This is a genomic window from Actinacidiphila sp. bgisy160, assembly GCF_057707815.1.
Window position 1 is genome coordinate 104,179 of record NZ_JBYIQW010000007.1, and the last position, 20,719, is coordinate 124,897.

Sequence of the window (20,719 nt, forward strand, 5' to 3'; positions counted from 1 at the left end):
ACCCCGCACCGTAGGGTTGGGGCGGGGCAGGGTCGCCCCGCAACCCCACCCCCTGTCGCGCCGCGAGGCACACCCGAGGAGCCGCACCGCCATGACTGCCGCCGAGGACCGCAACGCACCCGCCTACCCCGTCGGACTGCGCCTCACCGGCCGGCGCGTGGTCGTCCTCGGCGGTGGCCAGGTCGCCCAGCGCCGCCTGCCCCCGCTGGTCGCGGCCGGCGCCGACGTCGTCCTGGTCTCCCCGTCCGCGACACCGTCCGTGGACGCGATGGCCGCCGCCGGCGAGATCCGCTGGGAGCGCCGCCGTTACCGGCCCGGCGACCTCGCCGACGCCTGGTACGCGGTCATCGCCACCACCGACCGCGAGGCGAACGCCGCGGCCTCCGCGGAGGCGGAGGAGCGCCGGGTGTGGTGCGTCCGCAGCGACGACGCCGACGCGGCGACCGCGTGGACGCCGGCGACCGGCCGTACGGAGGGCGTGACCGTGGCCGTGCTGACCGGCCGGGACCCGCGGCGTTCCGCGGCCGTGCGGGACGCGATCGTGGAGGGCCTGCGCGACGGCTCGCTCGCGGCGCCCCAGCACCGTGGGAGGACCCCGGGCGTGGCGCTGGTCGGCGGCGGTCCGGGCGACCCGGACCTGATCACCGTGCGCGGGCGCAGGCTGCTCGCGGAGGCGGACGTCGTCATCGCCGACCGCCTCGGCCCGCGCGACCTGCTCGACGAACTGCCGCCGCACGTCGAGGTGATCGACGCCGCGAAGATCCCGTACGGCCGCGCGATGGCCCAGGAGGCGATCAACGCGGCGCTGATCGAGCACGCGAAGGCCGGCAAGGCGGTCGTGCGGCTCAAGGGCGGGGACCCGTACGTGTTCGGGCGCGGCATGGAGGAGGCGGAGGCGCTCGCGCAGGCGGGCATCGCCTGCACCGTCGTGCCGGGCATCTCCAGTTCCATCAGCGTCCCGGCCGCCGCCGGCATCCCGGTCACGCACCGGGGCGTGGCGCACGAGTTCACCGTGGTCAGCGGACATGTGGCCCCGGAGGACCCGCGGTCGCTGGTGGACTGGGCGGCCCTCGCCCGGCTGCGCGGCACGCTGGTGCTGCTGATGGCCGTGGAGCGGATCGGCCCGATCGCGGCGGCGCTGGTGGAGCACGGCCGGGGTGCGGACACCCCCGTCGCCGTGATCCAGGAGGGCACGATGTCGGCCCAGCGCCGGGTCGACGCGACGCTCGCGACGGTGGGGGAGCGGGTGGCGGCGGAAGGCATCCGGCCGCCCGCGGTGATCGTCATCGGCGAGGTCGTCGCCGTGGGCGATCGCGTAACCGGCGGTAACCAGTGACGTCGGTGCCGTTGGCACCGCACTTCGGACAAGGCAGTGCACCCTGTGGCTGAGCTCATCACCATCGACGATCCCGACGACCCGCGTCTGCGCGACTACACGTCCCTGACCGACGTGGAGCTGCGCCGACGCCGCGAACCGGCCGAGGGGCTGTTCATCGCGGAGGGCGAGAAGGTCATCCGGCGCGCCCGGCAGGCCGGTTACCGCATGCGCTCCATGCTGCTGTCCGCCAAGTGGGTCGATGCCATGCGGGACGTCATCGACGAGGTCCCCGCCCCGGTCTACGCGGTCAGCCCCGAGCTCGCCGAGCAGGTGACCGGCTACCACGTGCACCGGGGCGCCCTCGCCTCGATGCAGCGCAGGCAACTGCCCGACGCCGCCGACCTGCTGGGCGACGCGCGCCGGATCGTCGTCATGGAGTCGGTCAACGACCACACCAACATCGGCGCCATCTTCCGCAGCGCCGCCGCCCTCGGCATGGACGCCGTCCTGCTCTCCCCGGACTGCGCCGACCCGCTGTACCGCAGGTCGGTCAAGGTCTCGATGGGCGCCGTCTTCTCCGTCCCGTACGCCCGGCTGGAGAGCTGGCCGCGGGATCTGGAGACGGTACGGGAGGCGGGCTTCAAGCTGCTCGCGCTGACCCCCGACGAGAAGGCCACCGACATCGACGAGGCCGCCCCGCACCGCCTGGAGCGCGCGGCGCTGATGCTGGGCGCCGAGGGCGATGGCCTGTCCACCCGTGCCCTGGTCGCCGCGGACGAGTGGGTGCGCATCCCGATGGCGCACGGGGTGGACTCGCTGAACGTGGGGGCGGCCGCCGCGGTCGCGTTCTACGCGGTGGCGACCGGCCGCCCCCGGGACTGACTCAGCCCGCCGCGGCCGGCAGGTCCACCAGCGCGGCGAGGGCCGCTCGGTGGCGGCCGGGCGTCCCCAGGGCGATCTCGTCGGCCTTGGCGCGCTTGAGCCGCAGGTGGGCCGGGTGCTCCCAGGTCATGCCGATGCCGCCGTGCAGTTGTACGCACTCCTCCGCGGCCCGTACGGCGACCGGCGCGCAGAACGCCTGCGCTACGGCGACCGCGACCGGGGCGCCGGCGCTGTCGCCCGCGAGCGCGTCGGCGGCGTTGCGCGCGGCGGCGCGCGACTGGACGACCTCGAGCCACAGGTCCGCGAGCCGGTGCTTGAGGGCCTGGAAGGAGCCCACGACCCGGCCGAACTGATGACGCTCCTTCAGGTACGCCACCGTCTCGTCCAGGCACCACTGGGCCAGGCCCAGTTGCTCCGAGGCCAGCAGCCCCGCCCCCGTCAGCAGGGCCCGCTCCACGGCCGCCGCGGCCGTCCCTGGTCCGGCGAGCCGGCGGGCCGCCGCCCCGTCGAAGGTGACGTCCGCGATCGGCCGGGTCAGGTCGAGCGGCACCGGCACGGACAGCGCGACCCCGGCCGCGTCGCTGCGCACCTCGTAGAGCCCGGGCCCGTCGGGACCGTTCGCCGGCACGATCAGCAGGTCCGCGGCGGTCGCGTCGGCGACGCTGGTCGAGCGCCCGACGAGGACGCCGTCCGCGTCGGCCCGCACTCCCTGGGAGACCTCCGCGCCCGGTGCCGAGGGCAGCGGCACGGCCAGCGCGGCCGTCCGCTCGCCCGTCGCGAGCCGCGCCACGACGGCGTCGGCCTCCGTGGAGCCTGCCGCCAGCAGCGCCGTGGTGGCCAGTACGGCGCTGCCCAGGAAGGGCGCGGGGGCCACGAAGGCCCCCAGCTCCTCCAGCACGACCGCGGCCTCCCGCGCGGAGGCGCCCTGGCCGCCGAGTTTCTCCGGCACCAGCAGCCCGGCGACCCCCACCTCCCCGGCCAGGGTCCGCCACAGCGCGGCGTCGTACGGCTCCTCGCCCTCGCAGCGCGCCAGGAGGGCCGCCGGGGCGCACCGGTCGGTGAGCAGGCCGCGCACCGCGGCGCGCAGGTCGTTCTCGACGTCGGAGTAGAGCAGGTCGGAGCTCATCGCGGCAGGTCCTTCCAGGGGACGTCCTTGTCCGTACGGGGCTCGGAGGGCAGGCCGAGGACACGCTCGGAGATGATGTTGCGGAGGATCTCGGACGTACCGCCCTCGATCGAGTTGCCCTTGGCCCGCAGATAGCGGTAACCGGCGTCGCGGCCGTAGAAGTCGACGATCTCCGGACGCGTCATCGTCCAGTCGCCGTAACGCAGCCCGTCCTCGCCCAGCAGCTCCACCTCCAGGCCGCTGATGCGCTGGTTGAGGGTGGCGAACGCCAGCTTCATCCCCGAGCCCTCGGGGCCCGGGGCGCCCACCGCGAGCTGCTGGCGCAGCCGTTCGCCGGTCAGTCGGGTGACCTCGGCGTCCACCCACAGCCGCAGCAGCCGGTCGTGCAGGTCCGGCGTGCGCAGCCCGGGCCGCTCACGCCAGGTCGCGGCGACGGTGCCGATCATGCCGCCCTCGCGGGGGAGCGCGGTGCCGCCGATGGCGACCCGCTCGTTCATCAGCGTCGTCTGCGCCACGCGCCAGCCGTCGCCGACCTCGCCCAGGCGGTGCGCGTCGGGGATCCGCACGTCCGTCAGGAAGACCTCGTTGAACTCGGCCTCACCCGTGATCTGCCGCAGCGGCCGCACCTCGACGCCCGGGTCCGTCATGTCGCACACGAAGTACGTGATGCCCTGGTGCTTGGGCACGTCCGGGTCGGTGCGGGCGATCAGGATCGCCCAGCGCGCGTTGTGGGCGTTGGACGTCCACACCTTCTGGCCGGTGACGATCCAGTCGTCGCCGTCGCGCACCGCCCTGGTGCGCAGGCCCGCCAGGTCCGAGCCTGCGCCGGGCTCGCTGAACAGCTGGCACCACACCTCCTCCCCGGTCCACAGCGGGCGCAGGAAGCGGGTCTTCTGCTCCTCGGTGCCGTACCGGAGGACGGTGGGGGCCGCCATCCCGAGGCCGATGCCGATCCGGCGCGGTTCGTTGTCCGGCGCCGCGACGGCGGCCAGTTCGGCGTCCACGACCCCCTGCAGGGCGCGGGGCGCGCCCAGTCCGCCGAGGCCCTCCGGGTAGTGCACCCACGCCAGGCCGGCGTCGAACCGGGCCCGCAGGAAGTCCATGCGGTCCGTCGCCGCCGGATCGTGAGAGGCCAGCAGCGCGCGCACGCGCCCGCGCAGCTCCTCCGGTGTGACCGTCATGCGAATGCGTCCCTCCGCGTGTGGGTAGCCTAAGCAAGCGCTTAGAAACTAACCCACCCGGCGCGCTTTCGTCACCCCCTGGTGCCGCGCGCCCCGAGTGCGGGCTTCGCGCCTGCGGCGGGCGTCCACCAGCGAACGGGCTCCGGACGGTGACGAAGGTCGCAGTCGCCGCGACCGCCCACGTGCCCGGCGGGTGCAGCACGTACCACGCGGTCCGGCAGCGGCCGCCGGCCCGGACGTCGAGGGCGCCCGCCGATGTGTGCTTCCATGACTCTCGCGCCTCCCCGGCGGCTGTGTGACAGCGGACACAGGAACTCGGCCGGGGCGGCGGAGGGTAATGAATGTGACGCAAATAGAGCCATCAGAGCCGTCGCGTGCGCGCATACGTGCAGGAGACCGTTCCGCGTTCGCCGACCTGTACGAAGAGAACGCGCGAGCGGTCTACAGTCACGCACTGCGGTTGACCGGGAGCTGGTCGGAGGCCGAGGACGTCATGTCCGAGACGTTCCTCGCCGCCTGGCGCGTGCGGGAGACCGTGGAGCCGGAGGGCGGCACACTCACCCCGTGGCTGCTGGGCATCGCCACGTACAAGGCGCACAACGCCAACCGTGGACTGCGGCGGAAGCTCGCCTTCCTCGCGCGCAGCCCGGAGCCCCGCCCCGTCGAGGACTTCGCGGACGAGACGGCCGGCCGGATCGACGACGCACGCCGCCTGGCCGCCGTGCACGACACGCTGCGCCGGCTGCGCCGCCAGGACCGGGAAGTGATCGCCCTGTGCGTGGCGGCCGGGCTGGACTACCAGCAAGCCGCCGAGGCTCTGAACATCCCGGTCGGCACCGTGCGCTCGCGGCTCTCGCGTGCCCGGAACCGACTGGCCGAGCTGAGTGCCGCACCAGCGCCCGGCGCGAAGGTGGAACCGGACGGCGCTTGCGGAGGGATAGAGAGCGAGGCCGCGTTCGCGGCGCTCTTTCTGCAGGAGGAAACCCCATGAACGCCGAATATCCGCACGGCACCGGCGCCGCCCGGAGTGACGCGGAAGAACTGCTGGCGACCTCGCCCGCTTGGGACCTCTCGCCGACTCGCCATCTCCACCACAAGGAAGTTCTGATGCAACAGATCGACCGGGACACCATCTCCGACGCACGGACGTCGACGGCACGACCCCGCCGCCGACTGCTCCGACCGGCGATGGTCCTGCCCGTGGCAGCCGCACTGACCGGCGTGCTGGTCGTCACCGCGTCCGGCGGTGACCACACCTCCGCCGCGCGTCGGCCCTCCGCCGCCGGGCCGGTGAAGGACAACGGCGCGTCCGTCACCCTCGACCGGATCGCCGCCGCCGCCATGTCACGGGACGTGAAGCCGGTGAAGGACGACCAGTTCGTGTACGTCGAGTTCCTGGGCCGCCAGAACACGGGCACCGTGGGCGGCCCGGTCCGGCTCGGTGCGCTGGGCAAGCACGAAGTGTGGACCGCCCAGGGCTCGGGCCCCACGACCAGGACGGGCTGGATCCGCGACACGGGCAAGGACGCTGTCATGCCCGGTGAGCTGGTCCCCATCGTGACCACCTCGCCCGTGCCCGCCGGCCTGGACCACCCCACCTACAAGTGGCTCGCCACGCTGCCCACGGACCCGGAGGCCCTGCGCGCCCTGCTCTACGACCAGACCGAGCCGTGGGGCGACCTGTCGCAGGACGAGACCGTCTTCAGGAACGTCGGCGAGCTGCTGCGCTCGACGATCATGCCGCCCGCCACCGCCTCCGCGCTGTACAAGGTCGTCGAGAAGATCCCCGGCGTCACCGTGGTGCCCGACGCCGTCGACGCGGCAGGCCGTCACGGCATCGGCATCACGCGTAAGGACCCCGCGTCCGCCACCCGCGACGAGTGGATCTTCGACAAGAAGACCTTCGCCTATCTCGGCTCGCGGTCCTACATGACCACGGACAAGGGAACCGGCGGAACCGCCGACACGCTCTACGGCGTCGACGCCGTCACGGCGAGCGGTGTCGTCGACAGCCCCGGTGAGGCCTCCGCCGACACCGAGGGCTGACCCCGGCAGCGCCGGTGGACTCCCCGCTCTCCGGAGCGGGGAGTCCGTGCCGTGCGCCGACCGGGAGCCGGCGACCCGGCCCTCCGGCGACACGGCCACATGACACCCTGGCCGCCTGTGACGCCGGCGCCGGTGCGGTTCATCGCGGTCTTCGCGGCGATCGCGGCGCGGACTTCCGGGGGGAGCGCCCGCGCCGACGGCGCGTCGATCGGGCCGGGCGCGACGGCGCTGACGCGGATGCCGAGCCGCGCGTACTCCACGGCCGCCGAGCGCGTGAGGCCGACGACGCCGTGCTTGGACCCGGCGTACGCCGCCCGCCCGGCGTGCGCCATGACCCCCGCGGTGGAGGCCATGTTGACGATGGCGCCGCCACTGTGGGCCACGAAGTGGGCCAGCTCGGCCTGCATGCACGCGAAGGCACCGGTCAGGTTGACGTCGATCACGCGCAGCCATTCCGCCGGCGCGATCTCGTGCGCGTCGACCGGTCGCGGGGTGACGCCGGCGTTGTTGAACGCGATGTCGAGGCGGCCGTAGGTGGCGACGGTGAACTCCACGAGCCGCCGGGTGTCCTCAAGGGACACGACGTCGACCTCGTACGGTGCGGCTTCACCTCCCGCGCGGTTGATCTCGTCGGCGACGCGCTGGGCGGCCGCCCCGTCGACATTGGCCACGACGATCCTGGCCTCCTCGCGGGCGAGCCGCCTGGCTCCCGCCTCGCCGAGCCCCGACCCCGCGCCGGTGACGACGGGGTCACCTCTGCGGCGACGGCGGTCGTGCACGGGGCATGCCGCGGCGAAGGCGCGTGGGGAGTTCATTCGGGTTCACGCGGGTCCAGGCGGCCGGGCGCCGGGACGCGGACGGTCAGGACAGGAGCCGGCGGTGGCCCCGCGGCAGTGACGCGCGATGACGGCAGGCTACGGCGCGTGCGGCGCCGTCATGTCCGCGCCGGCCCCGGGGAGCAGGCCGAGGCCGCGGCTGGGGCCCTGGCAGCCCTGGGCGGCGGCGATGCCGAGCGCGACGAGGAGGGTCACGGTGACGAAGACGATGAGCCGCTGCCGCAGCAGCCTGCGGTCGGCACCCACGGGGCGGCGGCCGGCGGGCGTGCGCGGGGCGGGGGTGCGGCCGGACGGGGTCCGGGCCGGGGTACGCGGCGTGGCGGGCGTACGGGGGGAGGCCGGGGTGCGCGGCGCCACGGGTGTGCCCGGCGCCGTCCGACGCTCGGTCTGCTGCTCCGCGTACACCTGTGCCCGCGGGCCCGTGGGCCGCTCGGGCCGCGGGCCGGACGCCTTGGGCACGATGTCGCGCCGACCCGGCGCCGCGCCGAGGCCGCGCGCCTCGCGGGCGGCGATCTCGGCCAGCCGCTCGGAGAGTTGGACCGTGCTGGGCCGCTGCTCCGGGTCCTTGGCGAGGCACGCGTACACCAGCGGGGCCAGCGAGTCCGGCACCCCGGCGAGGTCCGGCTCCTCGTGGACGACCCGGTAGAGCATGACCTCCGAACTGCCCTGCCCGAAGGGCGAGTCGCCCATCGCGGCGTACGCCAGCGTCGCGCCGAAGGCGAAGACGTCGGTGGCCGGGGTGACCGCCGCCCCGCGCACCTGCTCCGGCGCGAGGAAGCCGGGGGAGCCGACAGCGGTGCCCACATGGGTGAGGGTGCTCGCGCCGGTGGACCAGGCGATGCCGAAGTCGATGATCCGGGGGCCCTTGGGCGACAGCAGGATGTTGGAGGGCTTCAGGTCGCGGTGGACGACCCCGGCCTCGTGGACGGCCACCAGGCCCTCCGCCAGGGCGGCGCCGATGGACGCGGTCTCGGCGGCCGGGAGCATGCCGTCCCGGGCGACCTTGTCGTGCAGGGAGGGCCCGGGGACGTACTGCGTGGCGAACCACGGGCGGTCCGCCTCCAGGTCGGCGGCGACCAGCCGGGCCGTGCAGCCGCCGCGGATACGTCTCGCTGCGGACACCTCGCGGGCGAAGCGGGAGCGGAACTCCTGGTCCTCCGCCAGCTCGGGGCGGATCACCTTCAGTGCGACGCGCTGGCCGCGCTTGTCGGCGCCCAGGTAGACGACGCCCATGCCGCCCGCGCCCAGCCGCCGGTGCAGGCGGAACGAGCCGACGACACGCGGATCCTCGCGCCGGAGCCGCATCATCGCCATGTCGTCCATCCCCGCTGCCTGCCTGGCCAGTCTGACGCCGACAGCTTACGGACTGTCCACCCGTCGTGCCGCGAGGCCGCGCCCGCGCGGGGCGGCGGATTGTCAGTGCCGGATGGGATCCTTGAAGAGTGGGGAACATTCCGGCCGCTGACGGCACGGAATTTCGACATGCCGTCAACAGTCCATCGGACAAGGGGGATTGACGCCATGAAGGGTGACCGCGTGGAGATAGTCGTCGACGCGGGCGACACGACGAGGACCTACGAAGTGGTCGCCACCAGGGCGGGCCGCAGGGTCGAAACGGCGGTCCGCCGAGGGGTGGTGGAAGTGAGCGAAGTCACCCGGTCCGGCTCGGTGGTGCGCACCGCGCGCTTCATGGCCACCCGGGTCCTCGCCCTGGTGGAACAGCCCGTGCCGACCGGCGACGTGGAGGACGACGAGCGGGGCTGACGGGCCGCGTCCGCGCCCGCCCGGGGGATCCCCTCGGGGATGTCCCGGGGGTGCGGCCGGGTCCCTCCACCCAGGGGAGTACACGAGCGGTCCCCGAGTCATCCTCGGGGAGGCCAGGGAAGCGGTACGAAGGCATGACGACCGGCGCCGGAGCCGCGCCTAGTGTTGAGCTCAAGCGGCGGGCGGAGCACTCGTCCCCCGAGGTCAAACGCCCGCCGCCCCGACAACTGTGCATGAGCACGGACCACGACCCGGGAGAGGGCCATGGCGAACACGGTGAGCCGTACGGTGCGGCCGGCGCGCGGCAACAGGATCGCCGCCTTCGGCATACGCCCGTCGGGCACCCGGCATCCGCTGGTGGCGGTGGCGATGGTGCTGCCGCTCGCGGTGCTGCTCGCGGTGGCCTTCGGGGGCTGGGACGCGGTGGTCACACAGGCGTCGTCCGTAGCCGGTCTGATGGGGCGCTGACAGATCGCCCGGCGGCCCCGGAAGAGCGGTCCGGGGCCGCGAGGACCGGTGAACCAACCCCGTGGGGACGGGGGTACGGCGGACGGCACGAATGCCCGGGTACCCGTGGCGGTACCCGGGCATCACACCCGGCATTGCCAGTGAGCGGCGCGCTGCCGCACAGTGGGCCGGTGACACGTGCAGTGGGGGAGGAAGTGACCAGTAGCGGAACACCGCTGACGCACGCCCTGGGGGCGGTCGCGGCCGCGGCCTCACGGGTCCCCGCCCAGGTGCGGCCCGCCGTGCTCGCCGAACGGCCCGACGCCACCGTCGTCCGGGGCGGCCGGCTCGTCGCCAAGGCCCACGCCCCGGGCACCGATCCGGAAGAGCTCGCGCTGCGGCTGCGCGTGGCGGCGCATCCGCTGCTGGACGGTGTCCTGCTGCCCCCGGCGCCGCTGACCGACCACAAAGGCGCGCTGAGCATCGTACTCCTCGGTCGCACCGTGAGCCTGTGGCCCCTCGGCGAGCCGGTCGACCACGACGACCCCGACGCCGCGCCCTGGGCCGAGGCCGGCACGCTCCTGGCCCGTCTGCACACCGTGCCGCCGGCCGGGCTGCCCGGCCGGACGCCGCCGATGCGCGGCCCGGTCAGGGCGGCCGCCGCGGTCGCCAGGATGCTCGCCGCGGGCCCCGGCGACCCGGCGGTGCTCGCCGCCTGGCACGGACTGCCGGCCTGGGCGCGCGGCGAGGCTGCGCAGCCGCGGCAGGTGCTCTGCCACGGCGACCTGCACATGGGCCAACTGGTGCGCCACCCGGCGCCCGACGGGCCGTGGTGCCTCATCGACGTGGACGACCTCGGGCTCGGCGAGCCCACCTGGGACCTGGCCCGGCCGGCGATGTGGTTCGCCGCCGGGCTGCTCGACCCCGCCGACTGGGGCCGCTTCCTCGGCGCCTACCGCGCCGCGGGCGGCCCCGCCGTCCCCGAGGACGGCGACCCGTGGCCGCATCTCGACGTGGCGGCGCGGACGTTGGCGGTACAGACCGCGGCCGTCGCGGTCGCCAAGGCCGCGCAGGAGGGCCGCGCGCTGGACGGTACGGAACAGGCCGTCCTCGACACGTGCCGCCGGATCGCGGAAGTAAAGTGCAGTTCTACGCCGGGGGAAGACCTCCGGCAGGCGCGAGCGAGGAGATGAGCCGACGATGCTCTGTCCCAAGTGTCATGGCCCGATGCAGACGTACACCCGCAGCGGCGTCCAGATCGAGCAGTGCGGCAACTGCCGGGGGATCTTCCTGGACTACGGGGAGCTCGAGGCCCTGACCCGCATGGAGGGGCAGTATGCCCAGCCCGCCCCGCCGCCGGCTGGTTACCCGCAGGCCTACCCGCAGCAGCACGCCGCGCCGGCCTGGGGTGCCCCGCACGGGGGTCACCACGGCCACCACAAGCACCAGAGCTGGGCGCACATGCTCTTCTCGTCGTGACGACGAGCGAGGGCCGGAGCGATTGCTCCGGCCCTCGGCTGCTGGTGGACGATACTGGGATTGAACCAGTGACCTCTTCCGTGTCAGGGAAGCGCTCTCCCGCTGAGCTAATCGTCCTCGGTACTGCGGGTGGTGCTGGTACGGCGTGCGCGATACTGGGATTGAACCAGTGACCTCTTCCGTGTCAGGGAAGCGCTCTCCCGCTGAGCTAATCGCGCTCGGGTCCCCGTGCCGAAGCCCTGGGGAAGGCCCTCCCGGGCCCAGTGGACGATACTGGGATTGAACCAGTGACCTCTTCCGTGTCAGGGAAGCGCTCTCCCGCTGAGCTAATCGTCCTCAGAGGTGGAGACGGGATTTGAACCCGTGTAGACGGCTTTGCAGGCCGTTGCCTCGCCTCTCGGCCACTCCACCAGCGCGGGGGCGCCAACCCCCACTTCGAGCGGACGACGAGATTCGAACTCGCGACCCTCACCTTGGCAAGGTGATGCTCTACCAACTGAGCCACGTCCGCAGTGTCTCCCCGGAGCTCACACCCGGGTGGGACCGCCGCCGGTGCGCTTCCGCGTCCCGGCGACGAGTTGAACTCTAGCGGATTACGGCTCCGCCACCAAAACGCGTTTCCGCAGCGTGCCGGGTCGGTGACCAGCGCATCTCGTCCGTCGCCGCCGACCTAGACTCGCACTCGCCCCTCCGGACCGACCTGGGAAGCCCCGTGCCCGACCTCGAGCCCCTCGCCCGATTCGGCGGCCTCGTCGCCTCCGACCTGCGGGATGTCACCACGGACCCGGCCGCGCTGGACTCGTCCGGCTTCTGGGCGGTGGTCGCCGGCTTCGAGGGCGGAACGGTCTGCGCGCGCTTCGGGAACGTACGGCCGGAACCCGCCACGGCGGCCCCCCGCCGGCTCTGGAAAGGCCCCGCCCGCGCCGACTGGACGTCCTCACTGGACCGTGCCGGGTACACCGCGGGAGTGCGCCGCGTCCGCGAGTACATCGCGGCCGGCGAGGTCTACCAGGCCAACCTCTGCCGGGTCCTCACCGCGCCGCTGCCCGACCCGGACGCCGACATCGACGCCCTCGCGGCCGTCCTCGCCCGCGGCAACCCCGCCCCGCATGCGGGAACGGTCCGGCTGCCCGCGCACGGCATAGAGGTGGCCAGCGCCTCCCCCGAACTCTTCCTGCGCCGCCGCGGCAAGGTGGTCGAGTCCGGGCCCATCAAGGGCACCGGCCGCACCGAGGCCGACCTGCTGCCCAAGGACCACGCGGAGAACGTCATGATCGTCGACCTGGTTCGCAACGACCTCGGCCAGGTCTGCGCCACCGGCACGGTCACCGTCCCCGATCTCTGCGTCGTGGAGAAGCACCCCGGCCTGGTCCACCTCGTCTCCACCGTGCGCGGCGAACTGCGCGAGGGCGCCGGCTGGGCCGCACTGCTGGACGCCGCGTTCCCGCCGGGATCCGTCACCGGGGCGCCCAAGTCCAGCGCCCTGCGCATCATCGCCGAACTGGAGACCGCCCCGCGCGGCCCCTACTGCGGTGGCATCGGCTGGGTCGACGCCGACCGCGGCACCGGCGAGCTCGCCGTGGGCATCCGCACCTTCTGGATCGACCGCGCCGCCCCCGGCGCCCCCGTGCTGCGCTTCGGCACCGGCGCCGGGATCACCTGGGGCTCCGATCCGGAGCGGGAGTGGGACGAGACGGAACTGAAGGCCTCCCGGCTGCTGGCGGTAGCGTCGGGTACGTACGACTCGAACGAAGGCGAACGGAACCATGGGGCAGAGTGACACCGTGAGCACGACCACCCTGGGCCCGATCTGGGTCAACGGCGCGCTGCGCGAGACCGACGAGGCGTCCGTGTCCGTCATGGACCATGGCCTGACCGTCGGGGACGGCGTCTTCGAGACGCTCAAGGCGACCGGCGGCACCGCGTTCGCGATGGACCGCCACCTGCGCAGGCTGACCCGCTCCGCGCGCGGCCTCGGCCTGCCCGAGCCCGACCAGGACGAGGTGCGCCACGCCTGCGAGGCCGTACTCGCCGCCAACCCGGTTCCCCACGGCCGGCTCCGCGTCACGTACACCGGCGGCGCCTCGCCGCTCGGCTCCGAGCGCGGCACCACCGGCCCCACCCTGGTCGTCGCCCTCGGTGCCGCGACCGTCCGTCCGGACACGACCGCCGTCGTCACCGTCCCCTGGACCCGCAACGAGAAGGGCGCCCTCGCGGGGCTCAAGACCACCTCGTACGGGGAGAACGTCGTCGCCCTGGCCCGCGCCCACCAGCACGGCGCCTCCGAGGCGCTGTTCGCCAACACGCAAGGACGCCTCTGCGAAGGCACCGGCTCCAACGTCTTCGTCGTCCTCGGGGGCAAGCTGCTCACGCCGCCGCTCGCCTCGGGCTGCCTCGCCGGGATCACCCGCGAGCTCGTCATCGACTGGGCGGGCGCCGAGGAGGCCGACCTGCCGTTCGAGGCCCTCGCCGAAGCGGAGGAGATCTTCGTGACCTCCTCGCTCCGCGACGTCCAGGGCGTCCACCGGGTCGACGACCGTGACCTGGCCACCGGGTCCCACCCCGGCCCGGTCACGGCCAAGGCGATGCGGGTCTTCGCGGAGCGGTCGGCGGAGCACCCGAACCCCTGAGTCCGGGATGGTTGAACCCGTGACGTAACCGCGGCGACCCGGTACAACTCCACACCATGACCACCACCCTGCGCCCGGCCGAGCCCGAGCAGCGCTGGCGCGGCGGAGTACGCGCCCGCCGCTTCCATGTCTGCGTCAACGGGCGACCGGTGGGGGAGACCACCTTGTGCACCGACGCCCGGTTCGGGCCCGAGGCCGGCCGCATCGCCGCGCTGCGGATCGACCACGACCAGCAGCGCCGCGGCCGCGGCACGGTCGCCGCCCTCGCCGCGGAGGAGGTCCTGCGGGGGTGGGGCTGCCGCCGCATCGAGGTCTCGGTGCGGACGCAGGACACGGCCGCGCTCCGCCTCGCGGGCGTGCTGGGGTACGTCGTCCGCAACCGGAGCATGCGCAAGGCGCTGCCCGACGTGCCCCCGGCCCTGCCCGAGGGCAGCGTCGTGCGGCCCATGACGGAGGCGGAGTACCCGGGGTGGGTGGCCCGCAGACAGGACGACTACGTCCGGTCCTGGACGCGGCACGGCGTGCCCGAGGCGCAGGCTCGCGAGAAGGCCGAGGCGGACGACCGGACGGCCCTGCCCGAGGGGCTCGCGACGCCCGGTGCGGTGCTGAGGGTGCTGAGGGCACGGGAGGCCGGCAGGACCGGGGTGGGGGACCCGGTGGGGGAGCTGTGGGTGGGGCGGAGGGACGAGGACACGGGATTCGTCTTCGACGTCCGCGTCGCAGCGGGGCACCGGAAACGGGGCCACGGGCGCACGCTCATGCTCGTCGCGGAGCGGGAGTGCCTGGCGGCGGGACTGCGGTGGCTCGGCCTCAACGTCTTCGCCGGGAACGAGGCGGCGGAGGGGCTCTACGCTTCGCTGGGGTACGGGGTGACAGAGGTGCACTTGGCGAAGCCGCTTGTCTGAGTGTCCGGGGTTGGCCCCGCCGGCGGTGCGGCCGGTTCACCGGCGGCGCTGCCTTCACCCGGCCCACCCGACGTACCCCGCGAGGCGGTCACTGAGCGCGCAGGGCGATCGGGCGGGAGGGGGGCGCACCCACCGACCGGCGTGCGCTGGCGTGCGCACGCCGATGAGTGCGCGGTGCGTGATGGTCAGTGGGCCAGGGCGGCGTCTGCGAGTGATTCGATGCGGGTGCGCAGGCCGTCCTGGGACCTGCCGCCGTCGAGGCGCTCGCCGGAGATGACGTAGGTGGGGGTGCCGGTGACCCCGATGGCCTTGCCCTCGGCCTGGTCGGCGTCGACGACGAGGAGATGCCGCCCGTCGACGAGCGCCGTGTCGACCTCTTCCGCGTCGAGCCCGAGCTCGGCCGCGATCTCGACCAGCAGCGCCTCGCCCCGCTCGCTCAGCTCCTCCGTGCGGGCGAGGACCGCCTCGGCGTACTCCCAGCCGTGGCCCTGGGCGAAGGCCTCCTCCGCGGCCTGGGCGGCGGCGTAGGAGTGCTTGTGCTTCTCCAGCGGGAAGTGCCGCAGCTGGATCTCCAGGGCGGCGCCGTACCGCTCGCGCAGGGCGTGCAGGTCGGTGAGGGCGGCGGCGCAGTCGGGGCACTGGAGCTCGCACCAGTACTCGAGGACCACGGTGCGGGGGGTCGCTTCGTTCATGGGGCCAGTCTCCCACCGGGGGAGGAGCCGTCCCGGAGATCACCCTGAGGTTCCCGCCCGGCCGTGGCCCGCGGGCGCCGGGCGGGTGCACGATGGAGCGAACAGACCACTTCGGAGGAGCTCCGCATGCTGACCTCGACCGTGTGTGTCGCGCTGTCCGCGGCGGGCCTGGTGATCGCCCTGCTCACCGCCTACCGGCGCAGGTTCCGCAGGGCGACGATGATCGCGGCGGCGGCGCTGCTGCCCGTCGGCCTGTACATGACGGGCCTTGTCTCGCTGGCCGGGACCGTCGTCCGGGCCGTCGCCGACTGGGCGGCGGACCTGGTGTTCAAGCCGTCGGTGTGGGCGGGCTTCGGCGTGCTCGCCCTGTCGGTCGTGCTGTACGTCCTCGCGCGGGTCGGACGCAGCAAGGGCGTCGCGCAGGGGAGCGCGGGCCGGGCTGTCGCGCCGGGCGTGGGGGCGCCGGCTCTGGCGCAGGGGAAGAAACCGGTCCCGAAGGCGGCGAAGACCGATCCCGACCTGGCCGAATTCGGTGAGATCGAGGAGATCCTCAAGCGCAGGGGGATCTGAGCGGCGTGTTGGTGGCCGGGGGCGGCGGGGCTACGCCATCATCGCCCTGGCGGACCTCGACTACCGCCCCCTGAGCGGGATTTGGCGTGTCCGGGGGCGTACGGTTGTGCGAGTTCGCGTCCCTCCGAGCACACCGTAAGGGCATGGAAGCCGAAGCAGACGACGACGAGCCCCGCGGCTGCCTGTTCGCCCTCTCCCAGCCGCCGCTCATGCTGTTCCTGGCCGTGATCGGCAGTCTGCTCGCCTTGGGCGGGCTCTACGACCTCTGGCCGTTCTGAGCCGGGACGGCGACGGCCTCGCGGCGGCGCGCCCGGTAGGCGGCGACGTGGAGCCTGTTGCCGCAGGTGCGGCTGTCGCAGTAGCGGCGCGAGCGGTTCCGTGACAGGTCGACGAAGGCGCGTCGGCAGTCGGGGGCGTCGCATCGGCGCAGCCGCTCGCGCTCACCGGCGACGAGGAGGAACGCCAGGGCCATCCCGCAGTCGGCGGCCAGGTGCTCGGCAAGGGAGGCGCCCGGGGCGAAGTAGTGGACGTGCCAGTCGTAGCCGTCATGGTCGGTGAGCCTGGGCGTGGTGCCGGCCTCGGCGACGAGCGAGTTGATCAGGGCCGCGGCCTCGGCCGTGCCGGGCGCGGAGAAGACCTGGGCGAAGAGCTGCCGTACGGCACGCACCGCGACGAGGTCGTCCTCGTCGAGCGTGCCCACCTCGCTGACCTCGTTGCGCTCCACGAACGCGCGCAGCGCGGCGAGGTCGCTCAGACCCTCGCGGCCGTCACTCTCCGGTGTGGTGTTGATGAGATCCACCACGCAGTCGAGTGCGCACCTGGTGTCATGGTTGATCAGCACGGGATCGCTCTCTCCCTGGCCTGGTGGGTCGGGCGTTCCGGTGACTGTAGCGCGAGAGCCGTCGTCGTGGAGCGTGCTGCTCCCCGACGACGGCTCTGGCAGGTCGGGTCCGCGCCGTACCCCCGAGATGCGTACGGCGACGGACGGTCGGTGGACTCAGCTCTCGGCGAGGATGTGCGAGAGCTCCGTGTCCAGGTCGAAATGACGGTGTTCGGTGCCGGGGGGCACCGCGGCGTCGGTCCGCTTGAGGAACGACTCCAGGGCCCGCGCAGGGGCCTCGAGCAGCGCCTCCCCCTCCGGAGAGCTGAGGGCGATGCACACGACGCCCTGGCCGTGACTGCGGGACGGCCAGACCCGGACGTCGCCGGTGCCGGTGGGCCGGTGCAGACCTTCGGCGAGCAGGTCGCGGGCGAAAACCCATTCGACTGTCTCCTCGGCACCGGTGTGGAAGGTGGCGTGCACGGCGTAGGGATCGGCCGTGTCGTACCGCAAGCCCGCGGGTACGGGCAGTGACGATTCGCTCGACACAACGAGGCGCAGGTGCAGCTCGCAGCTGACCGTGGTGTTCATAAGCGCCAGGGCCTTTCGCTCAGTGTGCGCTCGGGGATTCGCACGTCGGCGAAATCGACATGCCACCTGCGGGGACGTTGTAAACCCCTCTGACGGGTTTGTGAGGGTTCCGGTACCTCGTCCGGCCGAGTTCTTTTCCTCCCCGGCGAGCCATTCCGGTGACGAAGCGGGGTCGGGTAAGTTTGGCGGCATGACTGCGGAGAGTGACGGGCGGGAGGCGGCTGTGGCCATGGATCCCGCGACCGTCGGCAAGGGGGGCGGCGGGGGCGAGGAGCCGCAGGGCTCCGAGCGCCCGCTGGGGTCGAGGGCGCCGCGTTTCATCCGGCGCTCCCGCGCGCTGCACGTGAGCTGGCAGGCCGGGGTCTTCCTGGTGGGTCTGGCGATCGTCGGGACGGGCGTGGTCCTGCTTCCGCTGCCGGGGCCCGGCTGGGTGGTGATCTTCGCCGGCATGGCGGTCTGGGCGACCGAGTTCGTCTGGGCCCAGCTGGTGCTGCGCTGGACCAAGCGGAAGGTCACCGAGGCGGCGCAGAAGGCGCTCGACCCGAAGGTGCGGCGGCGGAACCTGACGCTGACCGTCATCGGACTGGTGATCATCGGCGTCCTGATGGGCTACTACGTGTGGCGGTTCGGCCTCGTGATGCCGTGGAAGGCCGACCTCCACTGAGGGTGCGCCGTGCGCGATGGTCGGGGCACCCGCTGACATGCGGTAATGTTGTTCCCGCACCGGGGCGATTAGCTCAGCGGGAGAGCACTTCGTTCACACCGAAGGGGTCACTGGTTCGATCCCAGTATCGCCCACCCGGACCGAGGGCCCGGAAGCCGGCAGCGGCTTCCGGGCCCTCGTCGTGTGCCCGGCGATCGTGGTGTTCAGGCCTTCCGCGGGACGTGGGGTGGCGTCCGCCCGAAGGGCCTGTCGTGAGCGTTCGACGGAGTGCGCGCGGGACACGGGGCCTGAGGGCGGCCGGGGCCGCCCTCGCCACGCCGGCCCTGCCGGAGGCCCGCTGCGGTGCCGGTGGCGACCCGGACGGCGGGACGGTGACCATCCGCTACCCCCGGTAGCGCCCAGGGCCAGGTGAAGACGGCCGCTCTTTTCGCGAAGGACCGCCCGCCCATCCACCTGAACGCCCAGTCGGGCCGGCGAGGCCCATGGCAGGCTGCTCGGCGTCCCCGTCGGCGGGGACGCCTTCGCCGTCGTCCACAGCCCCGGAGGCTTTCCAACGCGTCGGCGTCCCCCCGCCCTGGCGGGAGTGGGACGAGTTCGACGCCGTGTCCACAAGATCAGCGCCGCCGAGGGCGACCTGTACGTGCCGGCGAAAACCACGGGGTGATGCACCTGAACGAACCTCTATCCCCGCGCCAGAACGGCAGCGCGGCTGTACGGGGCGGCGCAGGTCGGCGGGGGCGGGGCCTGGCGGCGGTTCCGTTCCTCACCCCGCCCCGATGATCTCCCCGGTGCGATTCCGGGCGTGCGCCTGCTGACCGCGGTGCTGTTCCGCGCGAGGTCGGACGGACGCCCGATGAACCTCCGCCGAAAGGGGCCCCCGCCGCACGGCGCGCACCCTCGCCCGGCACGCGGGCGCCCCGGCCCTGCTCGCGGTGATCCCTCCACCGGGGGTGTGGCTGGTCGGGGCCCGGTTCAAGCCCGGCGACGAGATCGTCGCCAGCCTGGAACTGCTGCCCCGGGCGACCCACCGCCGACGACTACCGGTGGCTGACCCGCGGCATCGCGGACATCCCCGTACCCGCCTTCTCCGCCAACTCGCCCGTACTGGCCGCCGGTTCGGTGGTGGGCGTGCTCATCTCCTGCTCGCTGGGCGGCCTACGCCTTCGCCAGGATCCGCCTCACCGGGCGCAACCTGCTCTTGGCCGTGATGATCTCGACGCGGCTGCCGGCCTTTTTGGTACGTGCTCTCGAAAACCGACCTGATCAACACTTACCTTCCGTTGCTGCTCGGGAAATACCTCGCCGCCGACGCGTTCTTCGTCTTTCCCATGGTGCAATTCATACGCAATCAAGCCGGGAATTGCCGAGGCGGCCCGTATCGACGGCTGCGCACATCCGCGCGTCTATGGAGCATCGTGCTCCCTTTGTGCCGGCCCGCTCTCATCACGAGTGCCCTCTTCACGTTCATCTGGGGGCGCTGCCCGGCGGGGAAGCTCTCACCGGCGTCAGTGTGCTCACCGCGGTCGCGCTCGGCGGCGGGGCTGCGGGCCTTCGTGCCGCCGGCCGCGCCGTGCGGTGCTGCTGCTCGCGGGCGGGCCGGCGGTGGTCGCGGTCGCGGCGTGGACGCTCGTGCCGCTTGCGGTGGTGGCGGCGGGGTGCCTGGTCGGGGCGGCGGTGGCGGCGGGGTGCCGTCCCGGAGGGCAGCCCGCGTGCGCGGCCGGTTGTTGTGTGCGGCTCGTTTGCGCCCGCGGCGGGCGGTTCTCCCGCCCGCCCTCCCCGGACTTCGGCCAGGGTGTCAGGGGCGTACGTGCCGACGCAGTCCGCAGGATGCGAGCACGAGGTGGAGGCGCTCCTCGGTGGCCTCGGCGAGTGGCGGGACCAGCAGTGTCGGGATGCCCGCCTCGACCGCCGCGCCGTCGTGACCGGAACGGTCCCCGACCATCAGCGCCTCGTCCGGGCCCACCCCGAGCACGTCCAGCGCCACTCGGAAGATGGCGGGATCGGGCTTGCAGACACCGTGCTCGAAGGAAAGCACGAACCGGTCGACGTGACCGTCGAGGCCCGCCTTCACGAACCAGGGGCGGATGTCGAAGTGGACGTCACTGACCACGGCCACCCCGACCCCGGCGGCCTTCAGCGTCGCAAGCGTCCGCTCCACGTCCGTCGCGAAGAGATCGGCGTCCGGCTGCGCGAGCTCGTCGTACAGGGCGCCCATCAAGGCCTCGTCGATGCCCGCGGCCGAGACCCACCGCGCGAAACCGGCGCGGTACGACCCCAAGGACGCGTCCGCGCCGGTCATCGCCCGCGCCACGGCAGGCTGCCCGATCGCCGTGTCGAGTGCCGCGCTGAGCCGCCTCACCTCCGCCGGCGAGGTGTCCCGGGCGAGGCGCCGCAACGCGCCCTCGATCCACGACCCGCCCTTCGGACCGGCGTGGTCAGGACCCCACTTGGGGACGATGAGCGTTCCCACCCAGTCCAGAAGGACGGCCTTGAAGGTGGACGGGTCTTCCCCGGGGCGAGGTTCGATCACGTCGCCGGTATACCAGGTGCGGTTCGGCCGGGCGGAGGGTGACTTCCCCCAACCCCCCGTCCCGCCGTCCTGTGCCCGAACCGGCGGGAGGGGGTGTGGCGGGGTGCGCCCGTGGGCGCACCTCCCAGCGTTGGCTGGGCGAGCCGAGCGGCGAACCCGGAGCCGAATGACGTAGGGCCGGACCGCGAGCCCTGTGGGGTCCCCTGGCCGATGGCTGGGGGAGGGGCGCAAGCAACCC

At 73.4% G+C, this 20,719-nt stretch carries 22 protein-coding genes, 6 tRNA genes and 1 pseudogene; 16 read left to right on the forward strand and 13 right to left on the reverse strand.

The window, feature by feature from the left end:
- Positions 1 to 91 precede the first annotated feature (91 nt).
- On the forward strand, positions 92 to 1,336 hold the full coding sequence (cobA, locus tag AC3EUJ_RS09190; RefSeq protein WP_431960541.1) for a uroporphyrinogen-III C-methyltransferase: 1,245 nt from the start codon (positions 92 to 94) through the stop codon (positions 1,334 to 1,336).
- A gap of 45 nt (positions 1,337 to 1,381) precedes the next feature.
- Positions 1,382 to 2,200: a TrmH family RNA methyltransferase gene (locus tag AC3EUJ_RS09195; RefSeq protein WP_431960542.1), complete on the forward strand. Its 819-nt coding sequence runs from the start codon at positions 1,382 to 1,384 to the stop codon at positions 2,198 to 2,200.
- A 1-nt stretch (position 2,201) separates the two neighbouring features.
- Here the strand turns inward: AC3EUJ_RS09195 and AC3EUJ_RS09200 are convergent, their stop codons facing one another.
- Both AC3EUJ_RS09200 and AC3EUJ_RS09205 read right to left on the reverse strand, forming a co-directional pair.
- A complete protein-coding gene (locus tag AC3EUJ_RS09200) occupies positions 2,202 to 3,326 on the reverse strand; it encodes an acyl-CoA dehydrogenase family protein (RefSeq protein WP_431960544.1) in 1,125 nt (374 codons plus the stop codon).
- On the reverse strand, positions 3,323 to 4,507 hold the full coding sequence (locus AC3EUJ_RS09205; protein ID WP_431960545.1) for an acyl-CoA dehydrogenase family protein: 1,185 nt from the start codon (positions 4,505 to 4,507) through the stop codon (positions 3,323 to 3,325). Before AC3EUJ_RS09205 ends, AC3EUJ_RS09200 begins: the two co-directional genes overlap by 4 nt.
- A 337-nt stretch (positions 4,508 to 4,844) precedes the next feature.
- Here AC3EUJ_RS09205 and AC3EUJ_RS09210 point away from each other — a divergent pair, with 337 nt between their 5' ends.
- Together AC3EUJ_RS09210 and AC3EUJ_RS09215 are read left to right on the forward strand one after the other, a co-directional pair.
- Positions 4,845 to 5,498 (forward strand): RNA polymerase sigma factor, encoded by a 654-nt coding sequence (locus tag AC3EUJ_RS09210; RefSeq protein ID WP_431960546.1) that lies wholly within the window; start codon positions 4,845 to 4,847, stop codon positions 5,496 to 5,498.
- On the forward strand, positions 5,495 to 6,553 hold the full coding sequence (locus AC3EUJ_RS09215; RefSeq protein ID WP_431960547.1) for a CU044_5270 family protein: 1,059 nt from the start codon (positions 5,495 to 5,497) through the stop codon (positions 6,551 to 6,553). Before AC3EUJ_RS09210 ends, AC3EUJ_RS09215 begins: the two co-directional genes overlap by 4 nt.
- Here AC3EUJ_RS09215 and AC3EUJ_RS09220 read toward each other — a convergent pair.
- Both AC3EUJ_RS09220 and AC3EUJ_RS09225 read right to left on the reverse strand, forming a co-directional pair.
- A complete protein-coding gene (locus AC3EUJ_RS09220) occupies positions 6,478 to 7,368 on the reverse strand; it encodes an SDR family NAD(P)-dependent oxidoreductase (protein ID WP_431960548.1) in 891 nt (296 codons plus the stop codon). The genes AC3EUJ_RS09215 and AC3EUJ_RS09220 overlap by 76 nt on opposite strands.
- Before the next feature lie 99 nt (positions 7,369 to 7,467).
- Positions 7,468 to 8,703 (reverse strand): serine/threonine-protein kinase, encoded by a 1,236-nt coding sequence (locus tag AC3EUJ_RS09225; protein ID WP_431960639.1) that lies wholly within the window; start codon positions 8,701 to 8,703, stop codon positions 7,468 to 7,470.
- A 207-nt stretch (positions 8,704 to 8,910) separates the two neighbouring features.
- Between AC3EUJ_RS09225 and AC3EUJ_RS09230 the strand changes: the two genes are divergently transcribed.
- The 4 genes from AC3EUJ_RS09230 (at position 8,911) to AC3EUJ_RS09245 (ending at position 11,079) form a co-directional block, all read left to right on the forward strand.
- On the forward strand, positions 8,911 to 9,153 hold the full coding sequence (locus AC3EUJ_RS09230; RefSeq protein ID WP_431960549.1) for a hypothetical protein: 243 nt from the start codon (positions 8,911 to 8,913) through the stop codon (positions 9,151 to 9,153).
- Between the two features lie 264 nt (positions 9,154 to 9,417).
- Positions 9,418 to 9,621: a hypothetical protein gene (locus AC3EUJ_RS09235; protein WP_431960550.1), complete on the forward strand. Its 204-nt coding sequence runs from the start codon at positions 9,418 to 9,420 to the stop codon at positions 9,619 to 9,621.
- A 194-nt stretch (positions 9,622 to 9,815) separates the two neighbouring features.
- Positions 9,816 to 10,793: a phosphotransferase enzyme family protein gene (locus tag AC3EUJ_RS09240; protein ID WP_431960640.1), complete on the forward strand. Its 978-nt coding sequence runs from the start codon at positions 9,816 to 9,818 to the stop codon at positions 10,791 to 10,793.
- Positions 10,794 to 10,800: 7 nt separating this feature from the next.
- On the forward strand, positions 10,801 to 11,079 hold the full coding sequence (locus AC3EUJ_RS09245; protein WP_431960551.1) for a TFIIB-type zinc ribbon-containing protein: 279 nt from the start codon (positions 10,801 to 10,803) through the stop codon (positions 11,077 to 11,079).
- Positions 11,080 to 11,121: 42 nt separating this feature from the next.
- Here the strand turns inward: AC3EUJ_RS09245 and AC3EUJ_RS09250 are convergent.
- The 5 genes from AC3EUJ_RS09250 to AC3EUJ_RS09270 all read right to left on the reverse strand — a co-directional run bounded on the left by AC3EUJ_RS09250 (position 11,122) and on the right by AC3EUJ_RS09270 (position 11,590).
- Positions 11,122 to 11,196 (reverse strand) — tRNA-Val (locus AC3EUJ_RS09250).
- A 29-nt stretch (positions 11,197 to 11,225) separates the two neighbouring features.
- A tRNA-Val gene (locus tag AC3EUJ_RS09255) sits at positions 11,226 to 11,297 on the reverse strand.
- A 46-nt stretch (positions 11,298 to 11,343) separates the two neighbouring features.
- Positions 11,344 to 11,415 (reverse strand) — tRNA-Val (locus tag AC3EUJ_RS09260).
- Between the two features lie 4 nt (positions 11,416 to 11,419).
- Positions 11,420 to 11,490: transfer RNA gene (locus AC3EUJ_RS09265), tRNA-Cys, on the reverse strand.
- Positions 11,491 to 11,517: 27 nt separating this feature from the next.
- Positions 11,518 to 11,590, reverse strand: a tRNA-Gly gene (locus tag AC3EUJ_RS09270).
- 201 nt (positions 11,591 to 11,791) lie between these two features.
- Between AC3EUJ_RS09270 and AC3EUJ_RS09275 the strand changes: the two genes are divergently transcribed.
- Genes AC3EUJ_RS09275 through AC3EUJ_RS09285 form a run of 3 tightly spaced genes read left to right on the forward strand, consistent with a single transcriptional unit; the run spans position 11,792 to position 14,614 of the window.
- Entirely contained in the window at positions 11,792 to 12,859 is a 1,068-nt protein-coding gene (locus tag AC3EUJ_RS09275) for a chorismate-binding protein (protein ID WP_431960552.1), read from the forward strand.
- The gene (locus tag AC3EUJ_RS09280) at positions 12,846 to 13,709 is read left to right on the forward strand and encodes an aminotransferase class IV (protein ID WP_431960553.1); all 864 of its coding nucleotides are present in this window, start codon (positions 12,846 to 12,848) and stop codon (positions 13,707 to 13,709) included. The genes AC3EUJ_RS09275 and AC3EUJ_RS09280 overlap by 14 nt, the downstream gene beginning before the upstream one ends.
- A gap of 56 nt (positions 13,710 to 13,765) precedes the next feature.
- The gene (locus AC3EUJ_RS09285) at positions 13,766 to 14,614 is read left to right on the forward strand and encodes a GNAT family N-acetyltransferase (RefSeq protein ID WP_431960554.1); all 849 of its coding nucleotides are present in this window, start codon (positions 13,766 to 13,768) and stop codon (positions 14,612 to 14,614) included.
- Positions 14,615 to 14,799: 185 nt separating this feature from the next.
- Here AC3EUJ_RS09285 and AC3EUJ_RS09290 read toward each other — a convergent pair whose 3' ends face one another.
- Positions 14,800 to 15,306, reverse strand: a complete 507-nt coding sequence (locus AC3EUJ_RS09290; protein ID WP_431960555.1) for a DsbA family protein — start codon at positions 15,304 to 15,306, stop codon at positions 14,800 to 14,802.
- A gap of 126 nt (positions 15,307 to 15,432) precedes the next feature.
- On the opposite strand from AC3EUJ_RS09290, the gene AC3EUJ_RS09295 reads away from it, so the two are divergent.
- Both AC3EUJ_RS09295 and AC3EUJ_RS09300 read left to right on the forward strand, forming a co-directional pair.
- Positions 15,433 to 15,876 carry a hypothetical protein gene (locus AC3EUJ_RS09295; protein WP_431960556.1) on the forward strand — a complete coding sequence of 148 codons (444 nt, stop codon included), beginning with the start codon at positions 15,433 to 15,435 and terminating at the stop codon, positions 15,874 to 15,876.
- A gap of 143 nt (positions 15,877 to 16,019) precedes the next feature.
- Positions 16,020 to 16,154 carry a hypothetical protein gene (locus AC3EUJ_RS09300; RefSeq protein ID WP_431960557.1) on the forward strand — a complete coding sequence of 45 codons (135 nt, stop codon included), beginning with the start codon at positions 16,020 to 16,022 and terminating at the stop codon, positions 16,152 to 16,154.
- Here AC3EUJ_RS09300 and AC3EUJ_RS09305 read toward each other — a convergent pair.
- A complete protein-coding gene (locus AC3EUJ_RS09305) occupies positions 16,133 to 16,717 on the reverse strand; it encodes a CGNR zinc finger domain-containing protein (RefSeq protein WP_431960558.1) in 585 nt (194 codons plus the stop codon). The genes AC3EUJ_RS09300 and AC3EUJ_RS09305 overlap by 22 nt on opposite strands.
- Before the next feature lie 156 nt (positions 16,718 to 16,873).
- Positions 16,874 to 17,287 carry an SsgA family sporulation/cell division regulator gene (locus tag AC3EUJ_RS09310; protein WP_003959770.1) on the reverse strand — a complete coding sequence of 138 codons (414 nt, stop codon included), beginning with the start codon at positions 17,285 to 17,287 and terminating at the stop codon, positions 16,874 to 16,876.
- Between the two features lie 190 nt (positions 17,288 to 17,477).
- On the opposite strand from AC3EUJ_RS09310, the gene AC3EUJ_RS09315 reads away from it, so the two are divergent.
- The 3 genes and pseudogenes from AC3EUJ_RS09315 to AC3EUJ_RS09325 form a co-directional block, all read left to right on the forward strand.
- Positions 17,478 to 17,951: a TIGR02611 family protein gene (locus AC3EUJ_RS09315; RefSeq protein ID WP_431960559.1), complete on the forward strand. Its 474-nt coding sequence runs from the start codon at positions 17,478 to 17,480 to the stop codon at positions 17,949 to 17,951.
- A 62-nt stretch (positions 17,952 to 18,013) separates the two neighbouring features.
- Positions 18,014 to 18,085: transfer RNA gene (locus AC3EUJ_RS09320), tRNA-Val, on the forward strand.
- Positions 18,086 to 19,219: 1,134 nt separating this feature from the next.
- Positions 19,220 to 19,420 (forward strand): annotated as a pseudogene (locus AC3EUJ_RS09325) (ABC transporter permease subunit); the annotation flags it as partial.
- A gap of 326 nt (positions 19,421 to 19,746) precedes the next feature.
- Here AC3EUJ_RS09325 and AC3EUJ_RS09330 read toward each other — a convergent pair.
- Complete coding sequence (locus tag AC3EUJ_RS09330) at positions 19,747 to 20,481, reverse strand: HAD family hydrolase (RefSeq protein WP_431960560.1); 735 nt, start codon at positions 20,479 to 20,481, stop codon at positions 19,747 to 19,749.
- Positions 20,482 to 20,719: the final 238 nt, after the last annotated feature.